Source organism: Xanthomonas sp. WHRI 8932A (assembly GCF_035012785.1).
Taxonomy (GTDB): Bacteria; Pseudomonadota; Gammaproteobacteria; order Xanthomonadales; family Xanthomonadaceae; genus Xanthomonas.
The window spans coordinates 388848-404240 of record NZ_JAYGQQ010000004.1; the positions used below are offsets into that span (position 1 = coordinate 388848).

The 15393-nt window shown below is 65.6% G+C and carries 13 protein-coding genes; all 13 read right to left on the bottom strand.

What is annotated here, in order from left to right; genetic code table 11:
* Nucleotides 1-258 precede the first annotated feature (258 nt).
* Nucleotides 259-1494 carry a cell division protein FtsA gene (gene ftsA / locus VC212_RS08965; RefSeq protein WP_003485272.1) on the bottom strand — a complete coding sequence of 412 codons (1236 nt, stop codon included), beginning with the start codon at nucleotides 1492-1494 and terminating at the stop codon, nucleotides 259-261.
* A complete protein-coding gene (locus VC212_RS08970; protein ID WP_055850938.1) occupies nucleotides 1491-2348 on the bottom strand; it encodes a cell division protein FtsQ/DivIB in 858 nt (285 codons plus the stop codon). The genes ftsA and VC212_RS08970 overlap by 4 nt, the downstream gene beginning before the upstream one ends.
* A 106-nt stretch (nucleotides 2349-2454) precedes the next feature.
* Nucleotides 2455-3411: a D-alanine--D-alanine ligase gene (locus tag VC212_RS08975; protein WP_323515532.1), complete on the bottom strand. Its 957-nt coding sequence runs from the start codon at nucleotides 3409-3411 to the stop codon at nucleotides 2455-2457.
* Complete coding sequence (murC, locus tag VC212_RS08980; protein ID WP_055850935.1) at nucleotides 3408-4841, bottom strand: UDP-N-acetylmuramate--L-alanine ligase; 1434 nt, start codon at nucleotides 4839-4841, stop codon at nucleotides 3408-3410. Before murC ends, VC212_RS08975 begins: the two co-directional genes overlap by 4 nt.
* Entirely contained in the window at nucleotides 4838-6118 is a 1281-nt protein-coding gene (murG, locus tag VC212_RS08985) for an undecaprenyldiphospho-muramoylpentapeptide beta-N-acetylglucosaminyltransferase (protein WP_323515534.1), read from the bottom strand. Before murG ends, murC begins: the two co-directional genes overlap by 4 nt.
* Nucleotides 6115-7494: a putative lipid II flippase FtsW gene (gene ftsW / locus VC212_RS08990; RefSeq protein ID WP_115527106.1), complete on the bottom strand. Its 1380-nt coding sequence runs from the start codon at nucleotides 7492-7494 to the stop codon at nucleotides 6115-6117. Before ftsW ends, murG begins: the two co-directional genes overlap by 4 nt.
* A complete protein-coding gene (mraY, locus tag VC212_RS08995) occupies nucleotides 7494-8579 on the bottom strand; it encodes a phospho-N-acetylmuramoyl-pentapeptide-transferase (protein ID WP_055850927.1) in 1086 nt (361 codons plus the stop codon). Before mraY ends, ftsW begins: the two co-directional genes overlap by 1 nt.
* A complete protein-coding gene (gene murF, locus VC212_RS09000; protein WP_323515535.1) occupies nucleotides 8569-10062 on the bottom strand; it encodes a UDP-N-acetylmuramoyl-tripeptide--D-alanyl-D-alanine ligase in 1494 nt (497 codons plus the stop codon). Before murF ends, mraY begins: the two co-directional genes overlap by 11 nt.
* On the bottom strand, nucleotides 10059-11534 hold the full coding sequence (locus VC212_RS09005) for a UDP-N-acetylmuramoyl-L-alanyl-D-glutamate--2,6-diaminopimelate ligase (RefSeq protein WP_323515556.1): 1476 nt from the start codon (nucleotides 11532-11534) through the stop codon (nucleotides 10059-10061). The genes murF and VC212_RS09005 overlap by 4 nt, the downstream gene beginning before the upstream one ends.
* 8 nt (nucleotides 11535-11542) lie before the next feature.
* Entirely contained in the window at nucleotides 11543-13405 is a 1863-nt protein-coding gene (locus VC212_RS09010; protein ID WP_323515536.1) for a penicillin-binding protein 2, read from the bottom strand.
* A 139-nt stretch (nucleotides 13406-13544) separates the two neighbouring features.
* A complete protein-coding gene (gene ftsL / locus VC212_RS09015) occupies nucleotides 13545-13808 on the bottom strand; it encodes a cell division protein FtsL (protein ID WP_055850917.1) in 264 nt (87 codons plus the stop codon).
* On the bottom strand, nucleotides 13805-14848 hold the full coding sequence (rsmH, locus tag VC212_RS09020) for a 16S rRNA (cytosine(1402)-N(4))-methyltransferase RsmH (protein ID WP_323515537.1): 1044 nt from the start codon (nucleotides 14846-14848) through the stop codon (nucleotides 13805-13807). Before rsmH ends, ftsL begins: the two co-directional genes overlap by 4 nt.
* A 14-nt stretch (nucleotides 14849-14862) precedes the next feature.
* Nucleotides 14863-15318 carry a division/cell wall cluster transcriptional repressor MraZ gene (mraZ, locus tag VC212_RS09025; protein WP_010367651.1) on the bottom strand — a complete coding sequence of 152 codons (456 nt, stop codon included), beginning with the start codon at nucleotides 15316-15318 and terminating at the stop codon, nucleotides 14863-14865.
* Nucleotides 15319-15393: the final 75 nt, after the last annotated feature.

A 15393-nucleotide genomic window follows, 5' to 3' on the forward strand; every position in this document is an offset into this window, starting at 1 on the left:
ATCGGGAATGGGGAATCGGATTGCTCCGTTCGCCAGCCCAACACCCGCATGTCGGCGAATGTTGTTGTTTGAATGCCGGGAAATGGGGAATTGGGAATGGGGAATCGCAACAGCGAATCACCTCCACGCCAACCACTGCTTCCTCGGTGTCACCACAAAAAAACTACGCCCTGCCCGCTCTCACCGCTCTCCACTCAAACCTGCCGCAACCGCTTTGCCTTTGCTTCAACCAATTCTCGAATCCCGATTCCCGATTCTTCAGAATTCGCCGCGATACCAGTTCTTCAATTTCTTGAACAAGCTTCCCGCGCGCCCGGTCGGGATCGACGGGCGGCGCGGGTGTTCGATCTGGCTGCCCATCAGCAACAGGCCCACGCCGGAGGCGTGCACCGGGTTGCCGACAACTTCGCCCAGGCCGGTCACGTGCTGCGGAATGCCAACGCGCACCGGCATCTGCAACATCTCTTCGGCCAGTTCGACCACGCCTTCCATCTTCGACGCGCCACCGGTGAGCACCATGCCGGCGCGCACCATTTCTTCGAAGCCGGAGCGGCGCAGTTCGGCCTGCACCATTTCAAAAATTTCTTCGTAACGGCCCTGCACGGCCTGCGCGAGCGCATGTCGCGGCATGCGGCGCGGCGGGCGGTCGCCCACCGACGGCACCTGGATGCTTTCTTCGGCGGTGGCCAGCTGCGCCAGGGCGCAGGCGTAGCGCACCTTGATCTGCTCGGCTTCCGGCGTAGGCGTACGCAGCATGTGCGCGATGTCGTTGGTGACGTGGTCGCCGGCGATCGGCAGCGACGCGGTGTGGCAGATCGCGCCCTGCACGTACACCGCCAGATCGGTGGTGCCGGCGCCGATATCCACCAGCACCACGCCCAGCTCGCGCTCGTCGGCGGTCAGCACGGCAACCGACGAGGCCAGCGAGGACAGCACCAGATCGTCCACCTGCAGGCCGCACTTCTGCACGCACTTGGTGATATTGGCCGCAGCCGACTGCGCGCAGACAACCAGATGCGCATGCACCTCCAGGCGCACGCCGGTCATGCCGACCGGGTTGCGGATACCTTCCTGCGAATCGTCCAGCACGTATTCGCGCGGGATCGCATGCAGGATGCGTTGGTCGGCAGGAATGGCCACGGCCTTGGCGGCGTCGAGCACGCGCTCCAGATCGCTCCAGGTCACTTCGCCGTCGCGGATCGGCACGATGCCGGGCGAGTTCTTGCACTGCACGTGGTTGCCGGAGATCGATGCGTACACCGAGCGGATTTCGCAGCCGGCCATCAGCTCGGCTTCTTCGACCGCGCGCTGGATCGACTGCACGGTGGATTCGATATCCACCACCACGCCGCGCTTGAGACCGCGCGACTCATGCGAACCGATGCCGATCACTTCGATCGGATTGCCGGGCGAGTACTCGCCGACCAGCGCGACGACCTTGGAGGTGCCGATGTCCAGTCCAACGATGAGGGATTTGTCGCCTTTGCGATTCATGTATGCAGACTGCGTTGAAGAGTGAATGACGGAAGCGCAGAGGCCAGACGATCGATCAGGCGATGCGGAAAGCGCGCGGCGATGGGATGTACCTCGGCCGGCGGCGCGCCGGGTGTCGCCGGCGCAGTGGTCTTGGGCTTTTTGGCGTCGTGCGGGGTCTCGCCCGGCGCACGTTCGACCGTAAAGCCGTTGGTGTAACGCAGGTCGGCGCGCGCGATCGGGCGCTGCGGGTCGGCCAACTGCGGCAGCACGCGGGCGAACCGCTGCAGGCGCGCTCGCGCATCGTCGCGGCCGATCACGATCTGCAGCCCATTACTCAGACCCAGCGACCAGCTGCCGCGTGCGTCCATCTCCAGGCGCTCCACGTCCAGCCCGGTGGGCGCGAACAACGCGCGCGACTCGTTGTACAGCGCCACCACATCCTGGGTCTTGCTGTCCGGACCGCCGAGTTGCGGCAACTTGAAATCTTTCAACAACGGCGGGGTGCGGAATAACCGGCCCTGTTCGGACAGCATGCGGTCGGTACCCCAGCGCGCGAACGGCTTGTGTTCGGTCACATGCACTTCCAGCACGTCCGGCCAACGCTTGCGCACCTGCGCGCTTTCCACCCACGGCAAGCGCGCGATGGCGTCTTGCGCCTGTTGCAGCTTCACCGCAAAAAAGCCCGAGCGCGCATACGGCAATACCACCGCGCGCAATTCTTCGGCCGGCACCCGCTTGAAATCGCCGGACACCCGCAACTTCGCCAACGGCCAGCGCTCGGCACCCACCCATCCATTGAGCACGGCCACCACTGGCAACGCGACCAGCGCCACCGCGATCAACCAGGCCAGGATGCGCAGGGTGGCGTTCATTGGCACGCTCCGCGTGCAGGAATGGGGAATCGGGAATAGGGAATCGCAACGGCAACAACGCGGCCGCTGTTACCGATTCCCGATTTCCGATTCCCCATTCCCGGCGTCATAGCGTCTGCTCCAGCACGCGCCAGACCAGCTCTTCGAAATCGATGCCGAGCTGACGCGCGGCCTTGGGGACCAGCGAGTGGCTGGTCATGCCCGGAGCGGTGTTCACTTCGAGCAGATACAGCTGGCCGCTGCTGCGATCACGCATGACATCAACGCGGCCCCAGCCGCGTGCGCCGGCAGCGCGGAAGGCGTTCAGTGCCAGCTGACCGATCTGCGCTTCGGCATCGCCTTCCAGACCCGGGCACAGGTACTGGGTGTCGTCGGCCACGTACTTGGCGTTGTAGTCGTACCACTGGCCCTTGGGCACGATGCGGATCGACGGCAGCGCGGTCTCGCCGAGCACGGCCACGGTGAGCTCGTCGCCTTCGATCAGTTGCTCCATCAACAGCGCGCCGTCGTAGCGTGCAGCGAGCAGCACCGCTTCTTCGAGCTGGGCCTGATCGAACACGCGGCTGATACCGACGCTGGAGCCTTCGTTGGCCGGCTTGACGATCACTGGCAAGCCGATCTGTCGTGCAGCGGCGTGGATCTGGTCTGCGCTGGCGCCGGCGGCCAGGCGCGCGTAACGCGGCGTCGGCAGATCCAGCGACAACCACACCTGCTTGGTGCGGATCTTGTCCATGCTCAACGCCGAGCCGAGCACGTTTGAGCCGGTGTACGGGATGCCAAAGGCTTCCATCAAACCCTGCACGATGCCGTCTTCGCCGCCGCCGTTGTGGCCATGCAATACGTTGAACACGCGGTCGAAGCGCTGCGCGACCAGTGCTTGCGCCAGTGCAGGAATGCCGTCGACCGGCTGCGCATCGACACCACGCGCGCGCAGCGCGTCCAGCACGTTGCTGCCGGAATTCAACGACACTTCGCGCTCGGACGAGGTACCGCCAAGCAGCACGGCGACGCGCCCGAACGCTGCCGGATCGTTGCTGCGTGCAGCGGCGATCACCGCGCTCATGCCTGCTCTCCAACAAAACCGTGATTGATGATGTGCTGCGCCACATAACCGATGTCGCCGGCACCCATCATCAACAGCAGATCGCCGTCCTGCAGCACGTCCGGCAACACTTCGGCCAGGCCGGCAATCTGACCAACCACGACCGGCTCGCTACGGCCGCGCGCACGGATGGCACGCGCCAGGGCACGCGAGTCGGCACCGGGAATCGGCGCTTCGCCGGCCGGATAGACTTCGCTCAACACCAAGGCATCGACGGTGCTAAGCACGGCGGCGAATGCGTCGAACTGATCGCGGGTACGGCTGTAACGATGTGGCTGGAATGCGACGACCAGGCGCTTGTCCGGCCAGCCACCGCGGGCGGCGGCGAACACCGCTTCCAGCTCGCGCGGGTGGTGGCCGTAATCGTCGACCACCCGCACGCGCGCACCGGTGCTGGTGGTGACTTCGCCCAGATCGTTGAAACGCCGGCCGATGCCCGCAAAATTTTCCAGCGCACGCGCAATGGTCTGCGGCTCCACGCCCAGCTGCCAACCGATCGCGGCAGCGGCCAGTGCATTGAGCACGTTGTGACGGCCCGGCAAGGCCAGCGTCACCGGCGTGGTGGTGCCTTCGGGCAGACGCAGGGTGAAGCGCATACGCGGGCCGTCCTGCACCACATCTTCGGCGCGTACATCGGCGTTCTCGCTCATTCCGTAGCTCATCACGTGTCGCGGCGTTTTGCCGGCCAGTGCGGCCACTTCCGGGTCGTCGATACACAGCAGGGCCAGGCCATAGAACGGCAGGCGCTGCAGGAATTCTGCGAATGCCGCCTGGATGCGCGAGAAATCGTTGCCGTAGTTTTCCAGGTGATCCGAGTCGATGTTGGTAATCACCGCCATCAACGGATTCAGACGCAGGAAGCTGCCATCGCTTTCATCGGCTTCGGCCACCAGCCACTGGCCGCCGCCGAGCTTGGCATTGGCGCCGGCCGCCAACAGTTGCCCGCCGATGACGAAGGTCGGGTCAAGGCCACCTTCGCTCAGCACGGCCGCAGCCAGGCTGGTGGTGGTGGTCTTGCCATGCGTGCCGGCGACTGCAATGCCGCGACGGAAGCGCATCAATTCGGCCAGCATCGCCGCGCGCGGCATGATCGGAATGCGCTGGCTGCGCGCTTCCATCAGCTCGGGGTTGTCTTCGCGGATCGCGCTGGACACCACCACGCAATCGGTACCGAGCACGTTGGCGGCCGAGTGGCCGCGCATCACGCGCGCGCCGAGCTTGGCCAGGCGGCGGGTGGCCGCATTGTCGGCGTTGTCCGAGCCGGAGACTTCATAGCCCAGCGTCAGCATGACCTCGGCAATGCCGCTCATGCCGGTGCCGCCGATGCCGACGAAGTGCACGCGCGGAAATGCGCGGACCAGATCGCCACTGTCCTGCAGACGGCGGATCACTGGGCACCTCCTGAGGAAATGCGAATCGGGAATCGGGAATCGGGAATCGTGTGAAGCGAAGCACCAACGGCGACGGACGCCTGGTCGGTGCGCTTGTCTGCGTGCATTGAGGTGTATTCCTGCGGTTGATCTGAGCTCTTCCTATCCCCCAATCCCGACTCACCACTCCCGGCCTCTTGCAGAATGATGTCGGCAATGCGCTCGGCGGCATCCGGCTTGGCCAGAGTGCGGGCGGCTTGCGCCATCGACAGGCGGCGCGCGGGGTCGGTGAGCAGGGTCTGCAAGACCTGCTGCAGGCGCACGGGCAAGGTGTCGTCCTGCTTGAGCAGCACGGCGGCGTCGGCGCCGACCAGGTATTCGGCATTGCGGGTCTGGTGATCGTCGACAGCGGCGGCAAAGGGCACCAGCACGCTGCCGACACCGGCGGCGCACAGCTCGGCCAGGGTGGAGGCGCCGGCGCGGCACACCACCAGATCGGCCCAGGCGTAGGCGGCGGCCATGTCGGCAATGAACGGTTCAACGCTCGCCTGTACCGCAGCCTGCGCGTAGGAAGCCTCGGCTTCGGCGCGCAGCTTTTCGCCACACTGATGGCGCACTTCGACATCCGGATGCCCGAGCGCGGCCAGTGCCGACGGCACAGCTTGATTCAATGCGCGTGCGCCCTGGCTGCCGCCGAGCACCAACACGCGTACGGGGCCACCCCGCCCGACCAAGCGCGTGGACGGCACAGGAAGCGCGGCGATTTCTGCGCGCACCGGATTACCCACCGCTTCTTCGCCAGCAAAGCTGCCGGGGAAACCGGTCAGTACGCGGCGCGCAAAACGCGACAACACCTTATTGGTCATGCCAGGCGCGCGATTCTGTTCGTGCACGAGCAAGGGCACGCCGAGCAGACGTGCAGCCAAGCCACCGGGGCCAGCCGCAAAGCCGCCGAAGCTGACCACCGCGCGCGGCTGTCGCTTGCGCAACACAAAGCCGGCAGCGCGCACTGCACGCATCACCCGCACCGGTGCGCCGAGCAACTTGATCACGCCCTTGCCGCGCAGGCCACTGATGGCCAGCGTGTCGATCTGGATATCGTGCTGCGGCACCAGCCGCGTTTCCATTGCGCCGTCGGCGCCCAGCCAGGTCACCGGCACGCCACGTGCGCGCAGCACCTTGGCCACTGCCAGACCCGGGAAAATATGCCCGCCGGTGCCGCCAGCCAAAATCATGACAGGTCGACCGCCCGCAGATGGATATGCGGGCTGTTGCGCGGGATTCGCATAAACACTCATGCAATCCTCCCGAAGGTCGGTTCCACACGCGGCTGCATGCGACTGGTGCCACGCAGGATGGCCGATGCCGGCGCCACCGAGGGTGCTGCAGCTGACGTCGCTGCTACCGGTGCAGGCGCTGCAGCGGTCTCGCGCTGCGGCTTGCGTCCCGCTGCATATGCAGGCGGCACCGACTCGACCACCGGCTCGGCCGGCTCAGCCGACGGCGCACCCGCACCCTGCGGCGACAACTTGCTGCGCAGGCGCTCGGCACGATCCATTTCATAGGACACGCGCAGCAGCAAGCCCATCGCCACGCAGGTCATCAGCACCGACGAACCACCGGAGGAAATCAACGGCAGGGTCAGGCCCTTGGTTGGCAAAATGCCCAGATTCACACCCACCGACACGAAGCTCTGCAGGCTGATCCACAGACCGATACCGAAGGCGATGTAGCCGGAGAAATGGCGCTTCATTTCAACGCAGCGCATGCCCAGCCAGAACGCGCGGCCGACCAACAGTGCATATAGCGAGATCACACCGCAGACGCCGACAAAGCCCAGCTCTTCGGCAATCACCGAAAAGATGAAGTCGGTATGCGCTTCGGGCAGATAGTTGAGCTTCTGCACCGAGGCACCCAGCCCTGCGCCGGTCCATTGGCCGCGGCCGACCGCCATCAACGCGTTCGACAACTGATAGCCGGAGCCCAGCTGATCGGCCCACGGATCCAGGAACGAGGTGATGCGACGCAGGCGGTACGGCTCCAGAATCGCGATGAAGGCGAACACCGGCAGGCCGAACACGATGGGCATCGACATGCGCGGCAGGTTCACCCCGCCCAGCACCAACATGCCGGCAGTGATCGCCAGCAGCAGCGTGGACGAGCCGAAGTCCGGCTGCATCAGCAACAGCCCCACCAATGCGATCGCCACGCCTAGCGGCTTGAGCATCGCGGGCCAGGTCGCATTGACCTCATCGCGAAAGCGCACCAGGTAGCTGGACAGCCAAACGATGTAGAGCACCTTGACCGCTTCCACGGTCTGGAATTTCGACACACCCAGGTTGATCCAGCGCTTGGCGCCGTTGACGCTGCTGCCCAGGCCGGGCACGAACACCACCATCAACAGACCGAAGCAGGCCAGCAGCAATACCTGGTTGTATTGCTCGATGGTCTTGAGCTCGGTGCGCATCGCCCAGAACGCCAGGCCCACGCCGATGCCCAGAAACAGCAGATGGCGGGTCAGGTAATAAAACGGATTGTCGGACAGCTCGATCGAACTGGACGCCACCATCACAACGCCCAGCGACGCGAGCGTGGCCGCCGCGCCGAGCAGCCACGGGTCGTAGCGGCCGCCGATGGCGTCCAGTCGTGTGGCCTGGCGGGACATGTCGTTCATCAGCGCACCTTCAACGTGGCAAGGCCGATCAGCACCAGCACCACCGAAATAATCCAGAAGCGCACGATCACGCGCGGCTCCGGCCAACCCTTGAGTTCGAAGTGGTGGTGGATCGGCGCCATGCGGAACACGCGCTTGCCGGTGAGCTTGAAGCTGGCGACCTGGATCATCACCGACAGCGTTTCGATGACGAACACGCCGCCCATGATCACCAGCACCATTTCCTGGCGCACGATCACCGCGATGGTGCCCAGCACCGCGCCCAGCGACAGCGCGCCGATGTCGCCCATGAACACCATGGCCGGGTAGGTGTTGAACCACAGAAAGCCCAGCCCTGCCCCGGCAATCGCCGAACAGATGATGATCAGCTCGCCGGCGCCCGGAATCAGCGGGATTTTCAGGTATTCGGCAAACACCACGTTACCCGAGGCATATGCAAATACGCCCAGCGCGCAGGCCACCAGCACGGTCGGCATGATCGCCAGACCATCCAGACCGTCGGTGAGGTTCACCGCGTTAGAGAAACCGACGATCCAGAAATAAGCGATCACCACGAAGCTCACGCCGGCCAGCGGCAGCGCGATCGACTTGAACATCGGAATGTAGAAGGTGATCGCCGCCGGTACGTCGGCGGTGTAGAACAGGAACAGGCCGGCGGCCAGGCCGAAGATGGACTGCAACAGATACTTCCAACGCGACTTCAGGCCATTGGGATCGCGACGTACGATCTTGATCCAGTCGTCGTACCAGCCGATCGCACCGAAGCAGAGCATCACCGCCAACACCAACCACACATAACGGTTGCGCAAGTCGCCCCACAGCAGCACCGACAAGGTGACGGTGAGCAGGATCAGCGAGCCGCCCATGGTCGGCGTGCCGGCCTTGGAGAAATGCGTCTGCGGGCCGTCCTGGCGGATCGGCTGGCCGCCCTTGAACTGGGCCAGCTTGCGGATCACTGCAGGGCCCATCCACAAAGACAGGAACAACGACGTCAACGCCGCCAGAATGCCGCGGAAGGTCAGATAGTTGAACAGCCCGAACAGGCTCTCCAGTTGCTGTAGCCAACGCGCCAGCTCAAGCAGCATGGGAGGCATCCTCCGACGGTGCGAGCAGCGCGGCGACGATGCGGTCCATGGCGCTGCCGCGGGAGCCTTTTACCAGCAGCGTGGGCGGAAGTTGCGCGGGGGTGGCGACAGCCTGCGCCGCCGCACCAGTGTGTTCGTGCATCAAAGAAGATTCCTGCGTTTGAGTCTGCGAACCGGCGACCTGCGCCAGATCCGCCTGCAATGCCGTCGCCAAGGCGGCATGTGTGGCAAACACGCGGCCGCCCTCGCCGAACGCCTGCGCGGCAGCGGCGCTGAGCTCGCCCAACGCGTATAGACGCTGCAACTTGGCCGCGCGTGCGCGACGTCCGGCAGCGGCATGCAGTGCCGCGGCGTCGGCGCCGAGTTCGCGCATGTCGCCCAGCACCAGCCAGCCATCGCCCGGCGCGGCAGCCAGTGCATCGATGGCCGCATCCAGCGAGCCAGGGTTGGCGTTGTAACTGTCGTCGATCAACACCGCGCCACCGGGCAAGCGATGGGCGATCTGCCGGCCAGCCACCGGGCGCGCCTGCGCCAGGCCAGCGGCGATGATCGGCAGCGCGATCCCGGCGCCCAGTGCCAAGCCGGTCGCAGCCAATGCGTTGAGCACGTTGTGGCGGCCCGGCAATGGCAGCGCAATCTGCGCCTCGCCCTGAGGGGTTACCAGCGTGAACTGCGCGCCGTCGGCCTGCAGTCGCAGTTGACGTGCGGTGATATCGGCGCTGGCCTGCAGGCCATAACGCAACACGCGACGGCCCTGCACGGGCTGCGCGTGCAGTTGCTGCTCGAACCAGGCGCCGAAAGCATCGTCGGCATTGATCACCGCCACGCCATCGGACGGCAGCGCGGCATAGATCGCGCCCTTGGTCTGTGCAACGCCGAGCAGGCTGCCCAGGCGCTCCAGGTGCGCCGGCGCGATGTTGTTGACCAGCGCAACATGCGGCCGCGCGATGTCGGTGAGGTAGGCGATATCGCCCGGCTTGCCGGCACCCATTTCATAGATGGCAACATCTGCATCGTCCGGCGCGGCGATCACTGCCAGCGGCAAGCCGATCTCGTTATTGCGATTGCCTGGCGTGGCATAGACCGTGGTGCCATCGACACGCCCTGCTTCGGTCAGGATCGACAGCAGCAGCGCCTTGACGCTGGTCTTGCCGTTGGACCCGGTCAACGCGATCACGCGGGTGGCGCGATCGCGCTGCATGCCGGCAGCAATCCGCGCCAGCGCCAGCTCGGTGTTGTGCACCAGCACCTGCGGCACGCTCAGCGTGGGCAACAAACGATCCACCAGCAAACCGCTGGCGCCCTGCGCGAGCGCATCGGCAGCGAAGTCGTGCCCATCGAACCGCTCGCCGCGCAGCGCCACATACAGGCTGCCGTTGGACAGCGTGCGCGTGTCGTTGCCGACCGCATCGATCATGGCATCGTCGCCGTGCAGCTCGCCGCCTGCCCAATGCGCGATCAACGACAGCGGGGTGAGCTTCATGCGCGCACTCCCAGCACGGTGCGCGGCAGCAAGGCCTGCGCCGCCACCACTGCATCGTCGAAGGCATGCTGCACGCCAGCCACTTCCTGGTACGGCTCGTGGCCTTTGCCGGCGATCAGCACGATATCCGACGCGCTGGCCATGCTGATGGCCTGATGGATCGCAGCGGCGCGGTCGCGCTGCACGATGGCTGCATCCGGGCGCGCAAAGCCGCGCACGATATCGGCAACGATGACATCGCCGTCTTCGCCGCGCGGGTTGTCGTCGGTGACGATCGCCACATCGGCATTGAGTTCGGCAATGGCGGCCATTTGCGGACGCTTGCCGGTGTCGCGTTCGCCGCCGCAGCCGAACACGCAGATCAGCCGGTCCTGCGCATGCGAGCGCAGGCTGGCCAGTGCCTGTTCCAGCGCGTCGGGCGTGTGTGCGTAATCGACCACTACCAGCGGTGCGCCATGCGCGCCGCCGAGACGATTCATGCGGCCGTGGATCGGCTGCAACTGGCCCAGCACCTGGGCGATCTGCGCCGGCGCATGGTCCAGCGCGTGCAAGGCACCGGCGACCGCCAGCAGGTTGTCCACGTTGAAGCGACCCAGCAATGGCGAATGCACGGCGTGGACGCTGGCATCGATCCGCAGCGCGAAGCTGATGCCGTTGTGATCCAGCTGCAGTGCGTCGGCGCGCACCGTAGCGCCAGCCTGCCCGCGCGAACTCACACCGATCGCGCGCAGCGCAGGATCGAGCGAGGCGAACAGCGTGCGGCCGAATGCGTCGTCCAGATTCACCACCGCAGCCTGCAAGCCGGCGCGCGTGAACAGCTTGGCCTTGGCCGCGCCGTATTGCGCCATATCGCCGTGATAATCGAGATGATCGCGAGTGAGATTGGTGAACACCGCCACGTCGAAATGCACCGCATCCACGCGGCCCTGATCGAGCGCGTGCGAGCTGACTTCCATCGCTGCGGCTTGCGCGCCTTCATCGCGCAGCTGTGCCAGCAACGCATGCGTGGGCAGCACCAGCGGCGTGGTGAAACCGGTCGGAACGGCGCTGCCATACAGGCCGACGCCCAGCGTACCGAGCGTGCCAGTGGGCGTGCCGAGCAAGGTCAGCGCCTGCGCCAGCAGCTGCACGGTGGAGGTCTTGCCGTTGGTGCCGGTGACGCCAACCATCCGCAACGTGCGCGACGGATGACCATGAAACTGGTCGGCCATGCTGCCAAGCCGCGCACGCAAGCCGGGCACGGCGATCGCATCGGCAGGCGCCGGCAGATCGGCAGGCGCTGGCGGCTCGAACAACACCGCTACCGCACCATTGGCGCGCGCCTGCTCGGCAAAGCCAAGCCCATGCGCGCCGAAGCCGGCGATCGCCACGAACGCATCGCCTGCGCGCACTGCACGGCTGTCCATCACCAGGCCGGACACCTGCACATCGCGCGCAAGCGTCAGGTCCGGCAGCAGCTGCGACAGCGGCATGGCGCGAGTCACTGACGGCTCTCCTGCAACGGCGCAGGCTGTGCAGGCGCGGGCGGCGGTGCGATCGCGGTCGGAATGCCGGCCGACACTTCATCCACCGGGTCCGGTACCAGCGCCGGATCCAGATCGGCTGGTTGCGGCTTGACGATCGGTTGGCCGGTCTTGCCAGCGGCCTGCGCGGCCAGCCACGACTGGATGTCATCCGGCGGCACGTCCATCAACCGCAGCGCACCTTCCATCACCTTGTGGAACACCGGTGCCGACACCAGGCCGCCGTAATACACCTTGCCCTGCGGATCGTTGATCACGATGACGGTGGCAAAACGCGGGCGCGTGGCCGGCACCAGACCGGCAAACAGCGCGTTGTAATGCCCGCGCTCGTAACCATTGGCGCCGTTCTTGCGCGCGGTACCGGTCTTGCCAGCCACGTGATAGCCCAGGATCGCCGCGCCCTTGGCGCCGCCCTGAGTCACCACCGTCTCCATCATGTCGATGACCTGTCGCGCCACCTCGGGGGTGATCACCTGACGGGTCTCGTTGTGCTGGCCACGCACGAAGGTCGGCGGCGTCAGCTTGCCGCCGTTACCCAGCGTGGCGTACGCCTGCGCAATCTGCAGCGGCGTCACCGACAGGCCGTAGCCGTACGACATCGTGGTCTTGGACGGGCCGCTCCAGCGCGCCGGCTGCAGCACCACACCGGCCGATTCGCCCGGAAAACCGCTATGCGGCGCACTGCCGTAACCGAAGTTGCGGATCGACTGATAGAACGCCTGGTCCGGCACCTTGGCCGCGATCTTGGCCGCACCGATATTGGAGCTGCGGGTGATCACGCCGGTGACGTTGAGTACGCCGTTGTTGCGCGGCACATCGCGAATGGTGAAGCGCCCCACCGACATATAGCCGGGGTTGGTATCGATGACGGTGTCCTTGGTCACCACACCAGCAGTCAGCGCGGTGGCCACGGTCAGCGGCTTCATCGTCGAGCCCGGCTCGACCAGATCGGTGACGGCGCGATTACGTCGTGCCGACGGATTGATGCCGGTCACCGAGTTGGGGTTGTAGGTCGGCAGATTCACCATCGCCAGCACTTCGCCGGTGGCCACATCCATCACCACCATCGACCCGCCAGCGGCATTGTTTTCGACCAACGCGTTGCGCAGTTCCTTGTAGGCCAGGAACTGGATGCGGCGGTCGATGCTCAGCGTCAGATCTTTGCCCGGTTGTGCCGGACGCACCAGATCCACGCTCTCCACGATGGCGCCGCGCGCATCGCGCACCACCTTCTTGGAGCCGGGCTTGCCGCGCAGCCATTCGTCGAAGGCCAGCTCCAGCCCTTCCTGGCCGCGGTCGTCGATATTGGTGAAGCCCAGCACGTGGGCCATCGCTTCGCCTTGCGGATAGAAGCGACGGAACTCGCGTTGCGAAAACACGCCCGGAATCTTCAACTCGACGATCGCATGCGCCTTGTCCGGGTTGATCCGGCGCTGCAGGTACATGAATTCCTTGCCGGCTTTTTGCGCCAGCTTGGCGTTCAACTCGTCCAGCGGCTGGCCGAGCGCCTTGGCCAACTCGGGAATGCGGTCGGGGTTGCGCAGCAGTTCCTGCGGATTGACCCAGATCGATTCCACCGGCGTGGACACGGCCAACGGCTCGCCATTGCGGTCGGTGATCATGCCGCGCGAAGTAGCGATCGGCAGCTCACGCAGATAGCGCGCTTCGCCCTGGCGCTGATAGAAATCGCGATTGACCAGCTGCACGAATGCAGCGCGCCCGATCAACGTCACCGAACACAAACCCAACGCGATGCCGACCAGAGTCAGCCGGCCGCGCAGGTTGAAGTTGCTACGGGGGCGGTTGCGGCCGGCTTTCATGGCGCACCTCCGTGTGCGCCACCCTGCGGGCGGCTGCGCCGTGCAAAACGGCTGTCCTGCCGTTTTGTCATGGACGCATCTGTATGTGCGCCACCCTGCGGGCGGCTGCGACGTTCAAAAAGGCTGTTGTGCGACTTCGTCATGGGCGCACCACCACGATGTCGTTGGTCTCCGGAAACTTCATCCCGATGCGCGCACGCGCGACCTGATCGACACGATTGCTTTCCGCCCAGGTGGCCTGCTCCAGCTGCAGCCGGCCGAATTCGATATTCAATTCATCGCGCGCGTGTTCGAGCTTGGACAACTGCACGAACAGCTTGCGGTGCATGTGGCGCATGTACACCACCCCGATCGCCGAGGCGATGCTGCAGGCGAGCAGCACGATCAGCAGCAGGCGGCTCATTGGGCGTCTCCTTGAGGCGCCGGGATTGGGGAGTCGGGATTCGGGATTCGCGTGGCGCGCGTTTCCATTCCCGATTCCCCATTCCCCATTCCCAGCTTCTCGGCCACCCGCAGTACTGCGCTGCGCGCACGCGGGTTGACGCTCAACTCGTCGAAGTCGGCCTTGACTGCGCCTGTCACCAGCTGCAGCGTCGGCACGAACGGCTGCGCTTCGGGCAGGCGGCGGTTGCTCGGCGGGGCCTTGGCGTAGCGGGCCATGAACTGCTTGACGATGCGGTCTTCCAGCGAGTGGAAGCTGATCACCGCCAGCCGGCCACCTGGCTTGAGCGCGCCCAGCGCGGCATCCAGCCCGGCTTCCAGATCGGCCAACTCGCGGTTGATGTGGATGCGGATGGCCTGAAAGCTGCGCGTGGCCGGATGGGTCTTGCTGTCGCCGCGCGGCATCACCGAGGCGATCAAGTCGGCCAGCTGCGCGGTGCGCAACAACGGCTGCTCGGTGCGGCGCGCCACGATGGCCCGTGCGATGCGGCGGCTCTGGCGTTCTTCGCCATAGGTCCACAACACATCGGCGATCTCGCGGTCGCTGGCATGCGCCAGCCACTCGGCCGCGCTCTGTCCGGCGTCCGGATCCATGCGCATGTCCAGCGGGCCGTCCTTGCCGAAACTGAAACCGCGGCCGGCCACGTCCAGCTGCGGCGAGGACACGCCCAGGTCCAGCAGGATGCCGTCGACGGTCGCAGCGGCGACCACCTGACCGAGTCCGGCGAAACTGCCGCGATGGATGGACACGCGCGCATCGCCGCCGAACGTCTGTTCGGCCGCCGCGATCGCTTCAGGGTCCTTGTCCATCACCAGCAGTCGACCTCCCGGGCCAAGGTGTTCCAGCACGCCGCGTGCGTGTCCGCCACGCCCGAACGTGCCATCGAGATAGGTTCCGCCTTCGGTCACCTGCAGGCCATCCAGAACCTGCGTGTACAGCACCGGCACATGGGCCGCCGGCGGCTGCGACACCGGGTGACCGGGCTGCGCTTCACCGCGCATCCGGGCACCCCGGCTCACAACCTGAGATCGAGCAATTCATCGCCCAGATCCCCGTCAGACAATGTCTGCTGGATCAGTGCGCGATGTGCCTGCTCGCTCCAGAGTTCGAATTTGTCGCCCATGCCAAGCAGCACGGCTTTCTTCTCGATGCCGACCGCGTTGCGGTGGCTAGCCGGAATGCTCAGACGGCCATTGGCGTCCAGCTCCAGCACGGCGGAGGAACCCACCAGTTTTTGCTGCAGCGTGCGGACCACGCGCTGGGTGTTGGGCTTGGACATCACATCGTCGCGCACCCGCTCCCACTCCTTTTCCGCATACAGCCACAGGCAACCGGCTTCGAACGGGTTGTAGGTGAGCACCAGGCGGTTGCCGCTCACACGCGTGACCAGGTCGCGATACGCGGTAGGTACCGCCATGCGCCCCTTGTCGTCCACCGTGATGGCAGTCTCGCCCTGAAACACCGAATGCAACCTCGAATACCCGCTGGGGGATCATTGAACCACGAAAAACCACAAAACACCTGGTTTTCCCTCCGATGCCCACCT

Excerpts from the sequence above, each read along its gene's own strand:
- VC212_RS08975 (WP_323515532.1), bottom strand. The coding sequence starts at position 3,411 with ATGAGCGCGGTGATCGCCGCTGCACGCAGCAACGATCCGGCAGCGTTC.
- rsmH (WP_323515537.1), bottom strand. The coding sequence starts at position 14,848 with ATGCGCGGTGAAGCGCAGCCCGGTCACCCGGTGTCGCAGCCGCCGGCG.
- mraY (WP_055850927.1), bottom strand. The coding sequence starts at position 8,579 with ATGCTGCTTGAGCTGGCGCGTTGGCTACAGCAACTGGAGAGCCTGTTC.
- ftsW (WP_115527106.1), bottom strand. The coding sequence starts at position 7,494 with ATGAACGACATGTCCCGCCAGGCCACACGACTGGACGCCATCGGCGGC.
- murF (WP_323515535.1), bottom strand. The coding sequence starts at position 10,062 with ATGAAGCTCACCCCGCTGTCGTTGATCGCGCATTGGGCAGGCGGCGAG.
- murG (WP_323515534.1), bottom strand. The coding sequence starts at position 6,118 with ATGAGTGTTTATGCGAATCCCGCGCAACAGCCCGCATATCCATCTGCG.
- ftsA (WP_003485272.1), bottom strand. The coding sequence starts at position 1,494 with ATGAATCGCAAAGGCGACAAATCCCTCATCGTTGGACTGGACATCGGC.
- ftsL (WP_055850917.1), bottom strand. The coding sequence starts at position 13,808 with ATGAGCCGCCTGCTGCTGATCGTGCTGCTCGCCTGCAGCATCGCCTCG.
- VC212_RS08970 (WP_055850938.1), bottom strand. The coding sequence starts at position 2,348 with ATGAACGCCACCCTGCGCATCCTGGCCTGGTTGATCGCGGTGGCGCTG.
- VC212_RS09010 (WP_323515536.1), bottom strand. The coding sequence starts at position 13,405 with ATGAAAGCCGGCCGCAACCGCCCCCGTAGCAACTTCAACCTGCGCGGC.
- VC212_RS09005 (WP_323515556.1), bottom strand. The coding sequence starts at position 11,534 with ATGCCGCTGTCGCAGCTGCTGCCGGACCTGACGCTTGCGCGCGATGTG.